Raw genomic sequence first — 15,301 nt, 5'->3', positions numbered from 1 at the left:
GTGGATATCATCGAAACGATCAAAGAACAGATTGCCAACAACACCATCCTGCTCTACATGAAAGGCTCGCCGAACGCCCCACAGTGCGGCTTCTCGGCCAAGGCTGCTCAGGCGGTGATGGCGTGTGGCGAGAAGTTCGCCTACGTGGACATCCTGCAGAACCCGGAAATCCGCGCCAACCTGCCCAAGTATGCCAACTGGCCAACCTTCCCACAGTTGTGGGTTGGCGGTGAGCTGATCGGCGGCAGTGACATCATGACCGAGATGGCCGCCGACGGTTCGTTGCAGTCCACGATCAAGGCAGCTGTGGAAGCAGCGGCGGCTAACAAGTCCGAAGCCTGATCGACCGCAGTACTGTAGGAGCCTGGCCATCCAGGCAATAAAAAGCCCCGCGCCTCGAAAGAGGGCGGGGCTTTTTAATGGCTTGCTTTCGAGGGCGCTTATTCTTCGCCCATCTGCGATTGCAGGTAATTTTCCAGACCGATCTTGTCGATCAGGCCCAGCTGGGTTTCGAGCCAGTCGATGTGCTCTTCCTCGGATTCGAGGATGTCTTCCAGCAGTTCGCGGCTACCGAAGTCGCCAACGCTTTCGCAATGGGCAATGGCGGCTTTCAGGTCGGCGTGGCCGGTGCGCTCGATGCGCAGGTCGCATTCGAGCATTTCACGAGTATGTTCGCCGATGTGCAGCTTGCCCAGGTCCTGGACGTTCGGCAGGCCTTCGAGAAAGAGGATTCGCTTGATCAGCTTGTCCGCATGTTTCATTTCATCGATGGATTCGTGGTACTCGTGCTTGCCCAGCTTGTTCAGGCCCCAATCCTCGTACATGCGTGCATGCAAGAAGTACTGATTGATCGCGACCAGCTCATTGGCAAGGATCTTGTTGAGATGCTGGATGACTGTAATGTCGCCTTTCATGATGAGGGCCTGCCCTGATAACTGTGTATTAAGGCGGAGTTTGAGCCGAGCTATTACGAGTGTCAAACCTAAGTTATTGAATAATAAATGAAAATTAATCGGAATAAGAATGTTTGTGTTCCGCGTCTGGAAGCTAAGCATTTGATTTTCGGGCATAAAAAAACCGGACATTGAGTCCGGTTCTTTGAATATCTGGATTTATGCGGCCGTAAATTCTGCCGGATAAGGGATCGAGGCTTGCGCGGTCTGAACTTTGGCGAGGGTTTCACGCACCACTTCCTTGGCGAGGCAGGCGCATTTGCCGCATTGGCTGGCTACGCCGGTGGCCTGGCGGACTTCCCGGTAGCTGCAGCAACCCTCATAGATCGCTTCGCGGATTTGTCCGTCGGTGACGCCAGTGCAGAGGCATACATACATAAGTGAGAACCGTCGCTGGTTGTGACTCAATTGAGACGGATCTTAATGTTAACGAGAATGATTGTCAAAGTGGTTTCCTGCGCTGGTTGACGAACGGTGTCGAGCGCCTGCCATCAAGCGGGCATCGGATTTCCTGGGCCGCCAAAAAACCGTTGAGGACAGGCCAAACGTGCGGTGTATGATGGTCGGTCCTTGCAAAGCGGGTTCGTGTCACAGGGCTGTCGCCTGAGGGTGGCAGGCTGGCGCGGACCTTGTTTTCACGTTACTACACCAGGAGATATCCAATGAGCGTACTCGTAGGCAAACAAGCCCCTGACTTCACCGTTCCCGCCGTCCTCGGCAATGGCGAAATCGTCGACAGCTTCACCCTGTCCTCGGCCATCAAAGGCAAATACGGCCTGGTGTTCTTCTACCCGCTGGACTTCACTTTCGTTTGCCCGTCCGAGCTGATCGCACTGGATCACCGCATGGACGACTTCAAGGCGCGCAACGTTGAAGTGGTCGCCGTTTCGATCGACTCGCACTTCACCCACAACGCCTGGCGCAACACCGCCATCAATGCCGGTGGCATTGGCCCGGTGAAATACACCATGGCTGCCGACATGAAGCACGAAATCGCCAAGGCCTACGACGTTGAGTCCGAAGGCGGCGTGGCCTTCCGTGGCGCGTTCCTGATCGACGACAAAGGCGTGGTCCGTTCGCAGATCATCAACGACCTGCCGCTGGGACGTAACATGGAAGAGCTGATCCGTCTGGTTGACGCCCTGCAGTTCCACGAAGAGCATGGCGAAGTCTGCCCGGCCAACTGGAAAAAAGGCGACAAGGGCATGACCGCATCGCCTGAAGGCGTAGCTGCCTACCTGGGCGAGCACAGCGACAAGCTGTAAGCGCACCCATGCATAAAAAAAACCGGCCCTCGATGGGCCGGTTTTTTTATGGACGTTTCTTGGCGCAGCACAGATCCCTCGCCACAAAGAGCCAGGCTGATGTCAGTCGTCGAAATCCTGCCAGCCACCCATTTCCTTCCACCGGTTGACGATGCCGCAAAACAGCTCGGCGGTTTTCTCGGTGTCGTAGCGGGCCGAATGGGCTTCACGGCCATCGAAATCGATGTCGGCTGCCTGGCACGCCTTGGCCAACACGGTCTGGCCATACGCCAGGCCCGCAAGGGTGGCCGTGTCGAAGCTGGAGAACGGATGGAAAGGGTTGCGCTTCATGTCCAGGCGCGCCACGGCGGCATTGAGGAAGCCCAGGTCGAAGCTGCTGTTGTGGCCAACCAGGATCGCTCGCTTGCAACCGTTGGCCTTCAGCGCCTTGCGCACACCACGGAAGATGTCGGTCAGCGCAGTCTCTTCGCTGACGGCCATGCGCAGCGGATGATCGAGCTTGATCCCGGTGAACTCCAGGGCAGCCGCTTCGATGTTGGCGCCTTCGAACGGTTCGACCCGGAAGAAATAGGTGTGGTCGGGGAAGACGAAGCCTTTCTCGTCCATGCCGATGGTCGTCGCGGCGATTTCCAGCAGCGCATCGGTGGCCGAGTTGAAACCGCCGGTTTCTACATCGACCACGACCGGCAGATAACCCCGGAAGCGAGCCGCCATTGGATGGCGCGGGCCGCCTGAGCCGCCGTTGCCGTCCAGTTCGTCATCGAAATGATCTTCACTCACGCGTTTTCCTCCAGCAGGCGCCAGCGCAGTTTTTCACCGGCGCGCAGCGGGATGACAGTCTGCTCGCCAAACGGCAGGCTGGCAGGGGCGGTCCACTCATCGCGAACCAGGGTAATACGATCGGTGTTCACCGGCAGGCCATAGAAGCGGGGGCCATGCAGGCTGGCGAAACCTTCGAGCTTGTCCAGGGCGTTGCGCTGCTCGAATGCCTCGGCATACATCTCGATGGCGGCGTAGGCGGTGTAACAGCCGGCGCAACCGCAGGCGGCTTCCTTGGCGTGACGGGCGTGGGGCGCCGAGTCGGTGCCCAGGAAGAACTTGGCGCTGCCGCTGGTGGCGGCGTCCAGCAAGGCTTCCTGATGGGTGTTGCGCTTGAGGATCGGCAGGCAGTAGAAATGCGGCCGGATCCCGCCCACCAGCATGTGGTTGCGGTTGTACAGCAGGTGGTGTGCGGTAATGGTCGCGCCGACGTTGGCCGAGGCCTCGTTGACGAATTGCACGGCATCGCCGGTGGTGATGTGCTCGAACACCACCTTTAGCGTCGGGAAGCGTTCGACGACGCGACGCATGTGTTCGTCGATGAAGATCTTCTCGCGGTCGAACACATCGACGTCGCCCCGGGTGACCTCGCCATGGATCAACAATGGCATGCCGACTTCGGCCATGACCTCCAGCGCAGGGAAGATCTTGTCGATGCTGGTGACACCGGAATCCGAGTTGGTGGTGGCGCCGGCGGGGTACAACTTGGCCGCGTGGACGAAACCACTGGCCTTGGCCTCGCGTATTTCTTCGGGCTGGGTGCGGTCGGTGAGGTAAAGCACCATCAGCGGTTCGAAGCGGCTGCCAGCCGGGCGTGCAGCCAGGATGCGCTGGCGATAGCCATCGGCCTCGGCAGCGTTACGCACGGGCGGAACCAGGTTAGGCATGATGATGGCGCGGCCAAAAGTGCGCGCGACATCGGCGACGGTATGGGTCAACACAGCACCATCGCGAAGATGAATATGCCAGTCGTCGGGACGCAGCAGGGTCAGGCGGTCGGACATGGGGGGCTTCCAGGCGGGTAAATCTCTGGCGAATGCTACCGGAAAAGACCGATCCGGGCACCCGCTATCAAGTTTTGCCGCAAGTTACCGATAGCCCCTTCAGGTGTGCCACGATTGCGTGCAGTGTCTAGGCCAAGCGGCATGCCCAGCGTTTTTCGATTTCCGTATAAAAGCCAGTGGAGCCTCCCGTGCGCCAGCGTTATCTAGCCTTGCTCAGTGTGTTTGCCAGCCTTCCTGCGATGGCGCTCACTTTCCAGACCCGTCTGGAGAGCATTGAGTGGACGGTCGAAGGCGATAAGTTCGAGTGTCGGCTGAGTCAGCCGATCACCGATTTTGGCAGCGGCGAATTCGTGCGCAAGGCGGGCGAGCAGGCCACGTTCCGGCTCAAGGCCTATAACCCGATGCTCGGTGGCGGCTCCGCGACGTTGCTGGCGGCGGCGGCGCCCTGGCAGCCAGGACGAGGCGATATCAACCTGGGCTCGGTCAGGATCGGTAGCGGCGATGTGCTGTTCAACAGCTCCCAGGTGCAGGCGGGCCGCTTGATCAGCGGGCTGATGGAAGGTCGCAGCCCCGTGGTGCGGCGTAACACCGACGATGGGCGGGTGTCGGAAGTCCGGTTGTTGCCCGTGCGCTTCAACAAGGCGTTCAGCGATTACCAGGGCTGTGTCGCGAAGCTGTTGCCGAAGAACTTCGAACAGATCAAGCAAACCCAGATCGGTTTTCCCGGCGAAGGCATCGAGCTCGACGCCCAGGCCAAGGCTCAGTTGCAGGTCATGCTCGACTTCATCAAGGCTGACCCGAGCGTCAATCATGTCGAACTCGACGGCCACTCCGACAACAGTGGCAACCGCCTGACCAACCGCGAGCTGTCGCGCCGCCGGGCCCTGGCCGTCCAGGACTTCTTCAAGGCCAACGGCTTCCAGGAGTCTCAGTTTACCGTTCGCTTCCATGGCGAGCGTTATCCGCTGGTGCCCAATACCAACGCCGCCAATCGGGCCAAGAACCGTCGTGTGCTGGTAAAACTGGAGCGGGGCGCCGCACCGGCCTCGGCCCCACAGCCGCCAACCCCTGCGACAATGCCTGCGGTGCCTGCCGTGGCGCCCGCTGCCGCGCCGGGCAAGCCGGCGACGCCAGTGGCCCCGGCCAAGGCGGCTACGCCTGCTGCGGCTACTGCGCGCACTTCCTGATCGCGCCCTGATCGTCGCGCAGCTGACATAATCTGTCGCTTCGTCGTCATAAGCTGTCGCGCCTCTGTAAATTATCCGCGGTGGACGTTAGACTTGCCGGCTTTCCGTACAACCCGTGGAGTGATGGCATGGCGGACGTAAACAAGGTCGTTCTGGCGTATTCCGGCGGCCTGGACACTTCGGTGATCCTCAAGTGGCTGCAGGACACATATAACTGCGAAGTGGTGACCTTCACCGCTGACCTGGGACAGGGCGAGGAAGTCGAGCCTGCACGCGCCAAGGCCCAGGCCATGGGCGTCAAAGAGATCTATATCGATGACCTGCGCGAAGAATTCGTCCGCGACTTCGTCTTCCCGATGTTCCGCGCCAACACTGTTTACGAAGGCGAATACCTGCTGGGCACGTCCATCGCCCGTCCGCTGATTGCCAAGCGCTTGATCGAAATCGCCAACGAAACCGGTGCCGATGCCATTTCCCATGGGGCGACCGGCAAGGGCAACGACCAGGTACGTTTCGAGCTGGGTGCCTATGCCCTCAAGCCGGGCGTGAAGGTCATTGCTCCATGGCGCGAGTGGGACTTGCTGTCCCGTGAAAAGCTGATGGACTACGCCGAGAAGCACGCGATCCCGATCGAGCGTCATGGCAAGAAAAAATCTCCGTACTCGATGGATGCCAACCTGTTGCACATCTCCTATGAAGGCGGCGTGCTGGAAGACACCTGGACCGAGCACGAAGAAGACATGTGGCGTTGGACCGTCTCCCCCGAGAAGGCTCCCGATACCCCGCAATACCTGGAACTGACCTATCGCAATGGCGACATCGTTGCGCTCGATGGCGTGGAAATGAGCCCGGCCACTGTGCTGGCGACCCTGAACCGCATCGGTGGCGAACACGGCATCGGTCGCCTCGACATCGTCGAGAACCGCTATGTCGGTATGAAGTCCCGTGGTTGCTACGAAACCCCAGGCGGCACCATCATGCTGCGCGCCCACCGGGCGATCGAATCGATCACCCTGGATCGCGAAGTGGCTCACTTGAAGGATGAGTTGATGCCCAAGTACGCCAGCCTCATCTACACCGGCTACTGGTGGAGCCCTGAGCGTCTGATGCTGCAACAGATGATCGATGCCTCCCAGGTCAACGTGAACGGTGTCGTGCGCCTGAAGCTGTACAAGGGCAACGTGATCGTGACCGGGCGCAAGTCCGACGACTCGCTGTTCGATGCCAACATCGCCACTTTTGAAGAAGACGGTGGTGCCTACAACCAGGCCGACGCGGCCGGCTTCATCAAGCTCAACGCCCTGCGCATGCGCATCGCGGCGAACAAGGGTCGCAAGCTGTTCTGATGCAATCCGAAAACGGCCTGCCGCATGGCAGGCCGTCTTCTGTTATTTCCCCATCCCGTGTGTCGCTGCAGCCGTTTCCCTTATGGCTCACCCCGCCTGTTTATCCGGCAGTGTCCCTGCGCCGTTCCCGTTGTAAACAACGAAGACGATGATGGTCTTGCCCTCAAGACGCCGTCCCGAATCCTTAGCCCAATACATGTCGACCGACGGGTGGGATGAAGTGTGCTTGAACGCATCGTCCAGAGCCGTGCACTTATTCCATCGATAAGACTGCGACAGGAAATCAGCCTTGCTTCCTTGGCGTGATCTACGTCTACGGCGACAGGATGACTCAGCCGCACCCCTTATGAAGTGCTTGGTTTTGTGGAAATCCGAGGGCGAGTACAAGGAACGGTAGTTGAAGTTGAGTGTGATAAAGAAAAGAAATAACAGGTAAAACGGGAAGCTGATGAGGAACCATACATAGTACTCTCGCTCTTCATCATCCAGAAACGGCAAGGAAATAGCTGCGGAAGTTTCGGAGATCGTTGCGAATACAGCGATCAGTGTCAGGGGGTTGGCGATGGTTCTTAATGATCTTTTCATGGTGAGTGCTCATAAGTAATAGTGTGCTCGATTGTTTGAGTTGATCGAATAAATGAAATTGCCGGGCCGCTAGAATAATCCTGCGATCGGACAGCGTTCTCTTTCGTGTGCTGGTAAGTGGAGTCTTTTTTATACAGAAAACTGAATCTTCCGAGCTAAACTTTTGCGGTTTGTCTATAAATAAATCGGTAACTTTTTATGAGGGAAATGCTTTTCCGTGGGTGGCAGGTAATCAGGTTTTTGACGAGAAGGCGCATTATTCATAGGGTGTTCGACGCGTGAGAATTGCCGTTCGCACCCCTCGGGAAAATTCATGGCACATTATTTCGAAGGTTATTTGTAGGATTTTTCTGCGTTGCTTGTAGGTTGCGTCTTTCGCTGCGAGCGGTAAGGGGGGACGACATGCCAAGGAAGAAATGACTAGGCTATTGTGCGTGCTCTAAAAATTCGAACAGCGAAGTTGGATTTGCCCATGAATAAAGTGCTGATCGTGGATGATCATCCCGTCATTCGTCTTGCTGTACGTTTGCTGATGGAGCGTCATGGGTATGAAGTTATTGCCGAAACGGATAACGGCGTCGATGCATTGCAGATTGCCCGGGAACAAATGCCCGACATCGTTATTCTGGATATTGGAATTCCGAAGTTGGATGGATTGGAGGTTATCGCTCGCCTGACCATCAATCCTTCGCCATTGAAAGTGCTGGTGCTGACTTCCCAGGCCCCTGGACATTTTTCGATGCGCTGCATGCAAACGGGGGCCGCCGGCTATGTATGCAAACAGCAAGACCTGACCGAACTGTTGAGTGCGATAAAAGCGGTGCTGTCGGGCTATAGCTATTTTCCCAACCAGGCATTGCACACGGTGCGTTCAAGCCTTGGCAATGCCAGCGAGTCGGATATGGTGGAACGTTTGTCCGGGCGAGAGATGATGGTGCTGCAGCAACTGGCTCGCGGTAAGACCAACAAAGAGATCGCGGATGGGATGTTCCTGAGCAACAAGACCGTCAGCACCTACAAAACCCGCTTGTTGTTGAAGCTCAATGCCCGTTCGCTGGTGGACCTGATTGAACTGGCACAACGAAATGGACTGGTCTGAATCGGGCACGCGTACAGTAAAAAGCCTCCATCTGGGAGGCTTTTACGTGTCAGAGATCAAAATCGTAATCGGCGAGTTGCTTTTGGAGACGACGCTCTTCCAACAGGTTGTCGATGGTGCGGCGTTTACTCAGGTTGGTTTTTGCCACTTCCACGACAACAGGTTCCGCATCGTCACCTTCAACGGCGACGAAATCGTCTTCCACTACATCCAGTTGTTCTTTGCCAGTACTCATGGGGTCGACTCCAGGCTAAGACTGCCATTGGCGCTCCTTATATCGATAAACAACCGGCGGGTAAAAAAGATTTTTTCAATCGGCGGATGCGTAAAAGCAATAGCGCATCAATCGTCCGATGTCTTGTGCTTATATTCACATAGGTCTTCGATCCGGCAGCTCCCGCAACGGGGCTTGCGGGCCAGGCAGACGTAACGCCCATGCAGGATCAGCCAGTGGTGTGAATCCAGAAGGTAATCCTTGGGGACGAATTTCATGAGCTTCTTTTCCACTTCCACCACGTTCTTGCCCGGCGCCAGCCCAGTCCGGTTACTGACGCGGAAAATGTGGGTGTCGACGGCCATCGTCAACTGACGGAATGCGGTATTGAGAACCACATTGGCGGTCTTGCGACCGACACCTGGAAGAGCTTCCAGCGCTTCGCGGGACTGGGGAATCTCACCGCCGTGACGCTCGATCAGCAGGCGACAGGTCTCGATCACGTTTTTCGCCTTGCTGTTGAAAAGCCCGATCGTCTTGATGTACTCGGACAGCCCTTCGACGCCCAAGGCAAGGATCGCCTGCGGTGTATTGGCTACGGGAAAAAGCTTGGCCGTGGCTTTGTTGACACCGACGTCGGTGGATTGGGCCGATAGAATCACCGCGATCAGCAACTCGAAAGGGGAAGAGTAGGCCAGTTCGGTCTTTGGCTCGGGGTTGTCTTCATGAAAACGACGAAAGATTTCCAGACGTTTTGCGGCGTTCATGGGCGCGGCGTTTCCTCTTGGGTCGAACGGGGTTTGGTGCCTGTCCAGGCTTGATAGGCGGCGAGCAGCAGACCGAGCAGAATGAATCCGCCGGGAGCGAGCAGGGCCATTGGCACGCCTCTGCCGATCAGCTCGCGCAAAGCGCCCAGGCTGACGATCAAGAGGCCGAACTGCGCCGCCAACCTGAGGTGAGCAATCCAGCGGCGCTCGACGACAGCGGATTGTTCCAGGGTCACGCAGCTCAGTGCGATCCATGCGGTGTACATGCTCAGCGCGCCATGGCGCTCCAACATCCAGGCCTGGACGAGGAGGTCGGCGCAGGCGGTCATGGCGGCGGCCACGACGCAGGATGCGATGAGTCGCTGGCGGTCCGTGAGGCGCGGCCCCAGCAATGCCAGTGTCGAGCCGTGGGCGAGGCTGATCAAGACCCAGGCGAGCCACAGGACCAGCGCATTCACCAGCGAGTCGCTGGCTCCCACCAGAGGAACGAGCACGAGGCCGCGGGACCAGGGTACGGAGTTATTCATGACTGATTGCTCCCGTCAGCTGCGTCTTATGCCCGTCGAAGTAACGCAACGCATCGTGGACAGCCTGGAGCACCGCCCTGGATGTGACCGTCGCGCCAGCCAACTGGTCGAACTGGCCGTGATCCTTTTTCAACGCCCAACTCTCATCGGCGGGCACCTGGCTCGACTTGCCCTCGAAGGTTTGAAGCCAGGCATTCGGCCAGCCGGCTATCGCCGCGCCGAGGCCGGGAGTTTCCGACTGGCGCAGGGTTTTTACGCCCAACACGCGTCCTGTCGGATCCACGGCGATCAGTAGCTCGATGCTGCCCTCGTAGCCCTGTACCTGGCTGCTTAGCAACACGGCGCTGGGCACTGCGTCGCGAGTTGCCAGGTAAGCGCCCAGCAATGTGCTGCGGGGCAGCGCCACCGGAGCCGCGATGAGCGGTTGCGCCATCGGCTGATTGTCGTAACGGTCGGGCGGCAGTATGTCGAGCAAGGTCCGGTTGGCGATGGCTTGGCGCTGCGCCTCGATGCGCCCCGCGGTACCGGTTTGCACCAGGTACGTGGCGCCGATGGCAAGGCCGCCAAGCGACACAAGGATCGCAACGCTGGCGATTTTTTTCATGTCAGCGGGCGCCTTTGTCGTGCCTCGACGAAGCGCTCCAGGGCCGGCACGCCGAGATTCATCAACAACACCGCAAACGCTATGCCGTCCGGCAACCCACCCCAGGTGCGGATCACGTAGACCAGCACCCCCGCGCCTACGCCGAACAACAGTCGGGCAAACGGGGCTTTGGCGCCCGACACGGGTTCGGTCACGATGAAAAACGCGCCGAGCATGGTTGCGCCGGTCAGCAGATGAAACAGTGGCGAACCGTGGGAATCCGAGCCCGAACCGTTCCAGAACAACAGGCTGACGGTGAACAGGCTGGCCAGCATGCCCACTGGGGCGTGCCACGTGAAAATCCGTTGTTGCAGCAGGAACAGGCCGCCGGCAAGGAACCCCAGGTTGATCCACTCCACACCGTGTCCGCCCCAGCGGCCGAACGCCGGGTCGCTGGCAAACAGCTCGTCGATGGTCAGGCTGGTGTTGACCCGCAAACTGTCCAACGCGGTGGCGCCGGCCCAGCCATCGGGGGGCTGGCCCATGTCGGCGACCAGGCGCAAACCGTCCATCAGGCCCAGGCCATGGGTCGTTGGCCATTGGCTCATGTATTGGGGGAACGCCATCAATACCAGGGCATACCCGAGCATTGCTGGATTGAACGGATTGCTGCCGACCCCACCCCAAAGGTGCTTGCCAAACAACAAGGCGCAGGCGACCGCCGTGACGGTCAGCCACCAAGGGCAATACGCTGGCAAGGCCAGGGCCAGCAAGGTGGCACTGACCAATGCGCTGCCGTCGCCCAGGTCTGGCTTGATGGGTCGTCGCCGCAAACGCAATATCAGCGCCTCGACCGCCAGCGCGGTCAGCCCGGACAACAACAGGTTCAGCAACACACCCCAACCAAAGAACCACATCGAGGCCAGTACGCCGGGCAACGTCGCCAGCAGTACACGCCGCATCGCCTGGCGCAGCCGTTCGTCCAGCGGATCAGCGAGCGGCATGGACATCCACCTGCCGCTCGGCGTCCTTGACGGCTTGCTCCAATGCTTGAAGCTGCTCCGCAGAGGCAGCGGTCGCCCGGGCCTTGCTGAGTTCGGCGCGACGCATCGCCAGCTGAATCTTGGCCCGCTTCAGTTCGGCGTCATTTGCCGGCACCGGTGCCGGTGCCGGCGTGGCGGGCGACGCAGCGCTTTCCAGTTGGGCCAATGCCTGTTCTGCCGCTTCGAACTGGCGTTGCAGCACGATCAGCCGTGACTGTTGCTCGTAGGTCGGCGGATGGCCGAACGCTCTCAAGGACTTGTGCAACTGTGCCCGACTCATGGCCAAATCGACCTTGGCTTTCTTCAGGGCGGCATCCGCAGTGGCGGCTTTCTGCGCGCGCACTCGCTCCAATGCTGCCTGCACGGGATCGAGTGGCTGCGCCCGGGCCGGTTGGGCGTTCCGCTGGATTCTGGCCAGGCGCTCGGCTTGGCGCGCCTCGTCTTCACGACGCAAGCGCGCGTTGCGTTGCTCGAAACGCTGACGAGCGTGATTGCGCTTGGCGGCTCGCGCTTGCCGCTCCTCGTCGCTGGAGGCGAGTCCTCCCACGATCGGCGTTACCGTCGCCACCGGCAATGGCCGCATCTCGATGCAATCCACCGGGCAAGGCGCCACGCAAAGATCACAGCCGGTGCATTCGTCGATGAGAACGGTGTGCATCAGCTTTGCCGCGCCGACAATCGCATCCACCGGGCAGGCCTGGATGCACTTGGTGCAGCCGATGCATTCGGCTTCCCGGATAAACGCGATTTGCGCCGGTGCCGCGCCGCGACTGGCGTCCAGCTCCAAGGCCGGCACCCGCATCAGTTCGGCCAAGGCTGCGATGGTTTCCCGTCCGCCAGGCGGACATTTGTTGATCGGCTCACCCTGGGCGATCCCTTCGGCATAGGGCTTGCACCCGGGGTGACCGCACTTGCCGCATTGAGTTTGCGGAAGCAGGGCATCGATGTGTTGAATCAGGTTCATGTCTTGACCAGCCCGCGCAATCCGAGAAACGCCACTGCCATCAGGCCGGCGCTGATCAGTTGGATCGGCAGCCCCCGCAAGGGCATGGGAATATCGTTGTCGTGGATTCGCTGTCGCAAGTCTTCGAACAGGCTCAATACCAGCCAGAAACCCAGTCCACCACCCAGGCTCAAGGACATGGCGTGGCCCAGGCCGGTGGCCTCCCGGCTATTGAGCAGCGTGACGCCCAATATGCCGACATTGCCGAGTAGCAGCGGCCACAAGCCAGCAAGCGGCAGCATGGGCAGCCAGTGCCTCAGCAGCCCCAGCACCGGCCTGATCAGCAAGACACTCAGGGGCAGCCATAGCAAGAGCCGCATTGACGCCAGGCCGGCCGGGACCAGCAACCATTGGTCGATCAGATAGCCCACGCTCCCGACACAGAGCATCAGGCACGCCGTCGCCAGGCCCAGGGCATGCACCTGGCTTCCACCCTTGGCTGCCAGCAACGGATCGACGCCCAGCGGCCAATGCAACACCAGGTTGTTGATCAGGGCCGCGCTCAACAGGGATAAGAGGATTTCGGTCATGGCTATGGGGCGATAGGGCCTGTGACAGGATGGGCATTATCCGGCACACCGTGACGGCGAGCCAGATATGAAAAATCCCACAGTCACTCGTTAGCGACTGTGGGATCGGTGCCGCGTGCAGTCGCGTTACTTGATCCGCTGGCCCGGCTTGGCGCCGCTATCGGGGCTCAGCAGGTAAATCTCTTCGCCGCCGGGGCCCGCTGCCATCACCATGCCCTCGGAAATACCGAAACGCATTTTGCGTGGCTTGAGGTTGGCGATCATCATCGTCAGCCGGCCTTCAAGCTTGGCTGGGTCAGGGTAGGCGCTCTTGATGCCGGAGAACACGTTGCGCTGCTCGTCACCGATGTCCAAGGTCAGGCGCAACAGCTTGTCGGCCCCTTCGACCGCTTCAGCCTTGACGATCAGCGCCACGCGCAGGTCGATCGCCGCGAAAGCGTCGAAGTCGATTTCAGGCGACAGCGGGTCCTTGGCCAGTTCGCCGTTGCCGCTCGGGCCGCCGGTGTCGGTCTGGCTGGCGGCCAGGTCTTCCTTGGAGGCGTCGATCATCGCTTGCACCTTGGTCGCGTCGATGCGGGTCATCAGCGGCTTGAACTCGTTCAGCTGATGATCGCTCAGCAGGGTCTGGTGGTCGTTCCAGGACAGGGGCGCGACGTTGAGGAACGCTTCGGCATCGGCGGCCAGCAGCGGCAGCACCGGCTTGAGGAAAATCACCAGTTGGCGGAACAGGTTGATGCCCAGGGCGCAGATCGCCTGGACTTCATCCTGCTTGCCGTCCTGCTTGGCCAACGACCAGGGTGCCTTGTCGGCGATCCACGCGTTGGCGCGGTCGGCCAGGGCCATGATCTCGCGCATGGCGCGTGCAAAGTCGCGGCTCTCATAGGCATCAGCGATGCTTGGCGCGGCGGCGAGGAAGGCGTCGGTCAGTTCCGGCGCGGCGTTACCGGCAACCAGCACGCCAGCGTTGCCTTTGTGGATGAAACCGGCGCAACGGCTGGCAATGTTGACGACCTTGCCCACCAGGTCGGAGTTGACCTTCTGCACGAAGTCTTCGAGATTCAGGTCCAGGTCGTCGACGCCACGGCCGAGCTTGGCGGCGTAGTAGTAACGCAGGTATTCCGGCGACAGGTGGTCCAGGTAGGTCCGCGCCTTGATGAACGTGCCGCGGGACTTGGACATCTTCTGGCCGTTGACGGTCAGGTAGCCGTGGACGTTGATGCCGGTCGGTTTGCGGAAACCGGCGCCTTCGAGCATGGCGGGCCAGAACAGCGCGTGGAAGTTGACGATGTCCTTGCCGATGAAGTGATACACCTCGGCGGTGGAATCCTTGGCCCAGAAGGCGTCGAAGTCCAGCCCCGGGGTGCGGTCGCAGAGGTTCTTGAAACTCGCCATGTAGCCAATGGGCGCGTCCAGCCACACATAGAAATACTTGCCTGGCTCGCCAGGGATCTCGAAGCCGAAGTACGGCGCATCGCGGGAAATGTCCCACTCCTGCAGGCCCGAGTCGAGCCACTCGGCGAGCTTGTTGGCAACCGCGTCCTGCAGCGTGCCGCTGCGGGTCCAGGTCTGCAGCATCTGCTGGAAATCCGGCAGCTTGAAGAAGAAATGCTGGGAGTCCCTGAGCACCGGAGTTGCACCGGAAATCGCCGATTTCGGGTCTTTCAGGTCGGTCGGGGCGTAGGTGGCACCGCATTTTTCGCAGTTGTCGCCGTACTGGTCCTCGGTGCCGCATTTCGGGCAGGTGCCCTTGATGAAGCGGTCGGCCAGGAACATTTTCTTTTCCGGGTCGAAATATTGGGTCACCGACCGGGTGGAAATATGCCCGGCGTCACGCAGCTTCAGGTAGATCTGGCTCGACAGCTCACGGTTTTCTTCGGCGTGGGTGGAGTGGAAGTTGTCGAAGTCCACCAGGAACTCGGCAAAGTCGGCGCTGTGTTCAGCCTGGACGTTGGCGATCAGTTGTTCCGGGGTGATGCCTTCTTTTTCCGCGCGCAACATGATGGCCGAGCCGTGGGCGTCGTCGGCGCAGACATAAATGCATTGGTTGCCGCGATGTTTCTGGAAGCGCGTCCACATATCGGTCTGGATGTATTCCAGCATGTGGCCAAGGTGGATCGAACCATTGGCGTAGGGCAGGGCGCTGGTGACGAGGATCTTGCGTGGCTCGGACATGGGGCTCGGCTACTTGATGAAACGGAGGTCGGCCACTATAAAGCGCCGGGAAATATATTTCACCCCACGGGCCTGTTTCCAGATGCATTGCTGGAGAGCACAGGCCCAACCTTTGGCGAGGGGATAAATCCCCTCGCCAAAGAAGGTCAGCGTTCGAATGGTAATCGGGTCGCCACAAAAGCATGTGCGGCGTAGGATAGCGGC

18 protein-coding genes are annotated in these 15,301 nt (G+C 59.7%); 5 read left to right on the top strand and 13 right to left on the bottom strand.

Going from position 1 to position 15,301, the window contains the following annotated elements; all coding sequences use genetic code 11:
• Complete coding sequence (gene grxD, locus M1D68_RS19490) at positions 1 to 342, top strand: Grx4 family monothiol glutaredoxin (protein ID WP_186569763.1); 342 nt, start codon at positions 1 to 3, stop codon at positions 340 to 342.
• A 98-nt stretch (positions 343 to 440) separates the two neighbouring features.
• Here grxD and bfr read toward each other — a convergent pair whose 3' ends face one another.
• On the bottom strand, positions 441 to 914 hold the full coding sequence (bfr, locus tag M1D68_RS19485) for a bacterioferritin (RefSeq protein WP_053124544.1): 474 nt from the start codon (positions 912 to 914) through the stop codon (positions 441 to 443).
• Positions 915 to 1,112: 198 nt separating this feature from the next.
• Positions 1,113 to 1,331, bottom strand: coding sequence for a bacterioferritin-associated ferredoxin (locus M1D68_RS19480; RefSeq protein WP_039591750.1), 219 nt, complete (start codon positions 1,329 to 1,331; stop codon positions 1,113 to 1,115).
• Positions 1,332 to 1,615: 284 nt separating this feature from the next.
• On the opposite strand from M1D68_RS19480, the gene M1D68_RS19475 reads away from it, so the two are divergent.
• Positions 1,616 to 2,218 (top strand): peroxiredoxin, encoded by a 603-nt coding sequence (locus tag M1D68_RS19475; RefSeq protein ID WP_039591751.1) that lies wholly within the window; start codon positions 1,616 to 1,618, stop codon positions 2,216 to 2,218.
• Between the two features lie 102 nt (positions 2,219 to 2,320).
• Here M1D68_RS19475 and rnt read toward each other — a convergent pair whose 3' ends face one another.
• Together rnt and pyrC are read right to left on the bottom strand one after the other, a co-directional pair.
• On the bottom strand, positions 2,321 to 2,998 hold the full coding sequence (rnt, locus tag M1D68_RS19470) for a ribonuclease T (RefSeq protein ID WP_420765224.1): 678 nt from the start codon (positions 2,996 to 2,998) through the stop codon (positions 2,321 to 2,323).
• Positions 2,995 to 4,041, bottom strand: coding sequence for a dihydroorotase (pyrC, locus tag M1D68_RS19465; RefSeq protein WP_420765223.1), 1,047 nt, complete (start codon positions 4,039 to 4,041; stop codon positions 2,995 to 2,997). The genes rnt and pyrC overlap by 4 nt, the downstream gene beginning before the upstream one ends.
• Before the next feature lie 188 nt (positions 4,042 to 4,229).
• On the opposite strand from pyrC, the gene M1D68_RS19460 reads away from it, so the two are divergent.
• Both M1D68_RS19460 and M1D68_RS19455 read left to right on the top strand, forming a co-directional pair.
• Positions 4,230 to 5,228 (top strand): flagellar protein MotY, encoded by a 999-nt coding sequence (locus M1D68_RS19460; protein ID WP_457968058.1) that lies wholly within the window; start codon positions 4,230 to 4,232, stop codon positions 5,226 to 5,228.
• A 128-nt stretch (positions 5,229 to 5,356) separates the two neighbouring features.
• Positions 5,357 to 6,574, top strand: coding sequence for an argininosuccinate synthase (locus M1D68_RS19455; protein ID WP_024779511.1), 1,218 nt, complete (start codon positions 5,357 to 5,359; stop codon positions 6,572 to 6,574).
• Positions 6,575 to 6,661: 87 nt separating this feature from the next.
• Here the strand turns inward: M1D68_RS19455 and M1D68_RS19450 are convergent, their stop codons facing one another.
• A complete protein-coding gene (locus M1D68_RS19450; RefSeq protein WP_434560293.1) occupies positions 6,662 to 7,159 on the bottom strand; it encodes a hypothetical protein in 498 nt (165 codons plus the stop codon).
• 472 nt (positions 7,160 to 7,631) lie between these two features.
• Between M1D68_RS19450 and M1D68_RS19445 the strand changes: the two genes are divergently transcribed.
• On the top strand, positions 7,632 to 8,258 hold the full coding sequence (locus M1D68_RS19445; RefSeq protein WP_420765220.1) for a response regulator: 627 nt from the start codon (positions 7,632 to 7,634) through the stop codon (positions 8,256 to 8,258).
• 49 nt (positions 8,259 to 8,307) lie between these two features.
• On the opposite strand, the gene M1D68_RS19440 is transcribed toward M1D68_RS19445, so the two are convergent.
• The 8 genes from M1D68_RS19440 to metG all read right to left on the bottom strand — a co-directional run bounded on the left by M1D68_RS19440 (position 8,308) and on the right by metG (position 15,097).
• A complete protein-coding gene (locus tag M1D68_RS19440; RefSeq protein ID WP_420765219.1) occupies positions 8,308 to 8,493 on the bottom strand; it encodes a PA3496 family putative envelope integrity protein in 186 nt (61 codons plus the stop codon).
• A gap of 107 nt (positions 8,494 to 8,600) precedes the next feature.
• Positions 8,601 to 9,239 (bottom strand): endonuclease III, encoded by a 639-nt coding sequence (nth, locus tag M1D68_RS19435; RefSeq protein WP_420765218.1) that lies wholly within the window; start codon positions 9,237 to 9,239, stop codon positions 8,601 to 8,603.
• Positions 9,236 to 9,766, bottom strand: coding sequence for an Rnf-Nqr domain containing protein (locus M1D68_RS19430; RefSeq protein WP_434675969.1), 531 nt, complete (start codon positions 9,764 to 9,766; stop codon positions 9,236 to 9,238). Before M1D68_RS19430 ends, nth begins: the two co-directional genes overlap by 4 nt.
• Positions 9,759 to 10,370, bottom strand: a complete 612-nt coding sequence (locus tag M1D68_RS19425; RefSeq protein ID WP_457968057.1) for an RnfABCDGE type electron transport complex subunit G — start codon at positions 10,368 to 10,370, stop codon at positions 9,759 to 9,761. Before M1D68_RS19425 ends, M1D68_RS19430 begins: the two co-directional genes overlap by 8 nt.
• Positions 10,367 to 11,353: an RnfABCDGE type electron transport complex subunit D gene (locus tag M1D68_RS19420; protein WP_457968056.1), complete on the bottom strand. Its 987-nt coding sequence runs from the start codon at positions 11,351 to 11,353 to the stop codon at positions 10,367 to 10,369. The genes M1D68_RS19425 and M1D68_RS19420 overlap by 4 nt, the downstream gene beginning before the upstream one ends.
• Complete coding sequence (rsxB, locus tag M1D68_RS19415; RefSeq protein ID WP_457968055.1) at positions 11,340 to 12,356, bottom strand: electron transport complex subunit RsxB; 1,017 nt, start codon at positions 12,354 to 12,356, stop codon at positions 11,340 to 11,342. The genes M1D68_RS19420 and rsxB overlap by 14 nt, the downstream gene beginning before the upstream one ends.
• Positions 12,353 to 12,925 (bottom strand): Rnf-Nqr domain containing protein, encoded by a 573-nt coding sequence (locus M1D68_RS19410; RefSeq protein WP_457968054.1) that lies wholly within the window; start codon positions 12,923 to 12,925, stop codon positions 12,353 to 12,355. The genes rsxB and M1D68_RS19410 overlap by 4 nt, the downstream gene beginning before the upstream one ends.
• A 126-nt stretch (positions 12,926 to 13,051) precedes the next feature.
• Complete coding sequence (gene metG, locus M1D68_RS19405; RefSeq protein WP_420765212.1) at positions 13,052 to 15,097, bottom strand: methionine--tRNA ligase; 2,046 nt, start codon at positions 15,095 to 15,097, stop codon at positions 13,052 to 13,054.
• Positions 15,098 to 15,301: the final 204 nt, after the last annotated feature.

Source organism: Pseudomonas sp. R4-84 (assembly GCF_054130985.1).
Note: the sequence above shows the minus strand (reverse complement) of the source record. Positions and strands in the feature narration are given on the sequence as shown.

What these genes read in the sequence shown, in the direction of transcription:
- bfr (WP_053124544.1), bottom strand. Translation starts at nt 914, where the DNA reads ATGAAAGGCGACATTACAGTCATCCAGCATCTCAACAAGATCCTTGCC.
- M1D68_RS19480 (WP_039591750.1), bottom strand. Translation starts at nt 1,331, where the DNA reads ATGTATGTATGCCTCTGCACTGGCGTCACCGACGGACAAATCCGCGAA.
- M1D68_RS19475 (WP_039591751.1), top strand. Translation starts at nt 1,616, where the DNA reads ATGAGCGTACTCGTAGGCAAACAAGCCCCTGACTTCACCGTTCCCGCC.
- pyrC (WP_420765223.1), bottom strand. Translation starts at nt 4,041, where the DNA reads ATGTCCGACCGCCTGACCCTGCTGCGTCCCGACGACTGGCATATTCAT.
- M1D68_RS19455 (WP_024779511.1), top strand. Translation starts at nt 5,357, where the DNA reads ATGGCGGACGTAAACAAGGTCGTTCTGGCGTATTCCGGCGGCCTGGAC.
- M1D68_RS19450 (WP_434560293.1), bottom strand. Translation starts at nt 7,159, where the DNA reads ATGAAAAGATCATTAAGAACCATCGCCAACCCCCTGACACTGATCGCT.
- M1D68_RS19445 (WP_420765220.1), top strand. Translation starts at nt 7,632, where the DNA reads ATGAATAAAGTGCTGATCGTGGATGATCATCCCGTCATTCGTCTTGCT.
- M1D68_RS19440 (WP_420765219.1), bottom strand. Translation starts at nt 8,493, where the DNA reads ATGAGTACTGGCAAAGAACAACTGGATGTAGTGGAAGACGATTTCGTC.
- nth (WP_420765218.1), bottom strand. Translation starts at nt 9,239, where the DNA reads ATGAACGCCGCAAAACGTCTGGAAATCTTTCGTCGTTTTCATGAAGAC.
- M1D68_RS19430 (WP_434675969.1), bottom strand. Translation starts at nt 9,766, where the DNA reads ATGAATAACTCCGTACCCTGGTCCCGCGGCCTCGTGCTCGTTCCTCTG.
- M1D68_RS19425 (WP_457968057.1), bottom strand. Translation starts at nt 10,370, where the DNA reads ATGAAAAAAATCGCCAGCGTTGCGATCCTTGTGTCGCTTGGCGGCCTT.
- M1D68_RS19420 (WP_457968056.1), bottom strand. Translation starts at nt 11,353, where the DNA reads ATGCCGCTCGCTGATCCGCTGGACGAACGGCTGCGCCAGGCGATGCGG.
- rsxB (WP_457968055.1), bottom strand. Translation starts at nt 12,356, where the DNA reads ATGAACCTGATTCAACACATCGATGCCCTGCTTCCGCAAACTCAATGC.
- M1D68_RS19410 (WP_457968054.1), bottom strand. Translation starts at nt 12,925, where the DNA reads ATGACCGAAATCCTCTTATCCCTGTTGAGCGCGGCCCTGATCAACAAC.
- metG (WP_420765212.1), bottom strand. Translation starts at nt 15,097, where the DNA reads ATGTCCGAGCCACGCAAGATCCTCGTCACCAGCGCCCTGCCCTACGCC.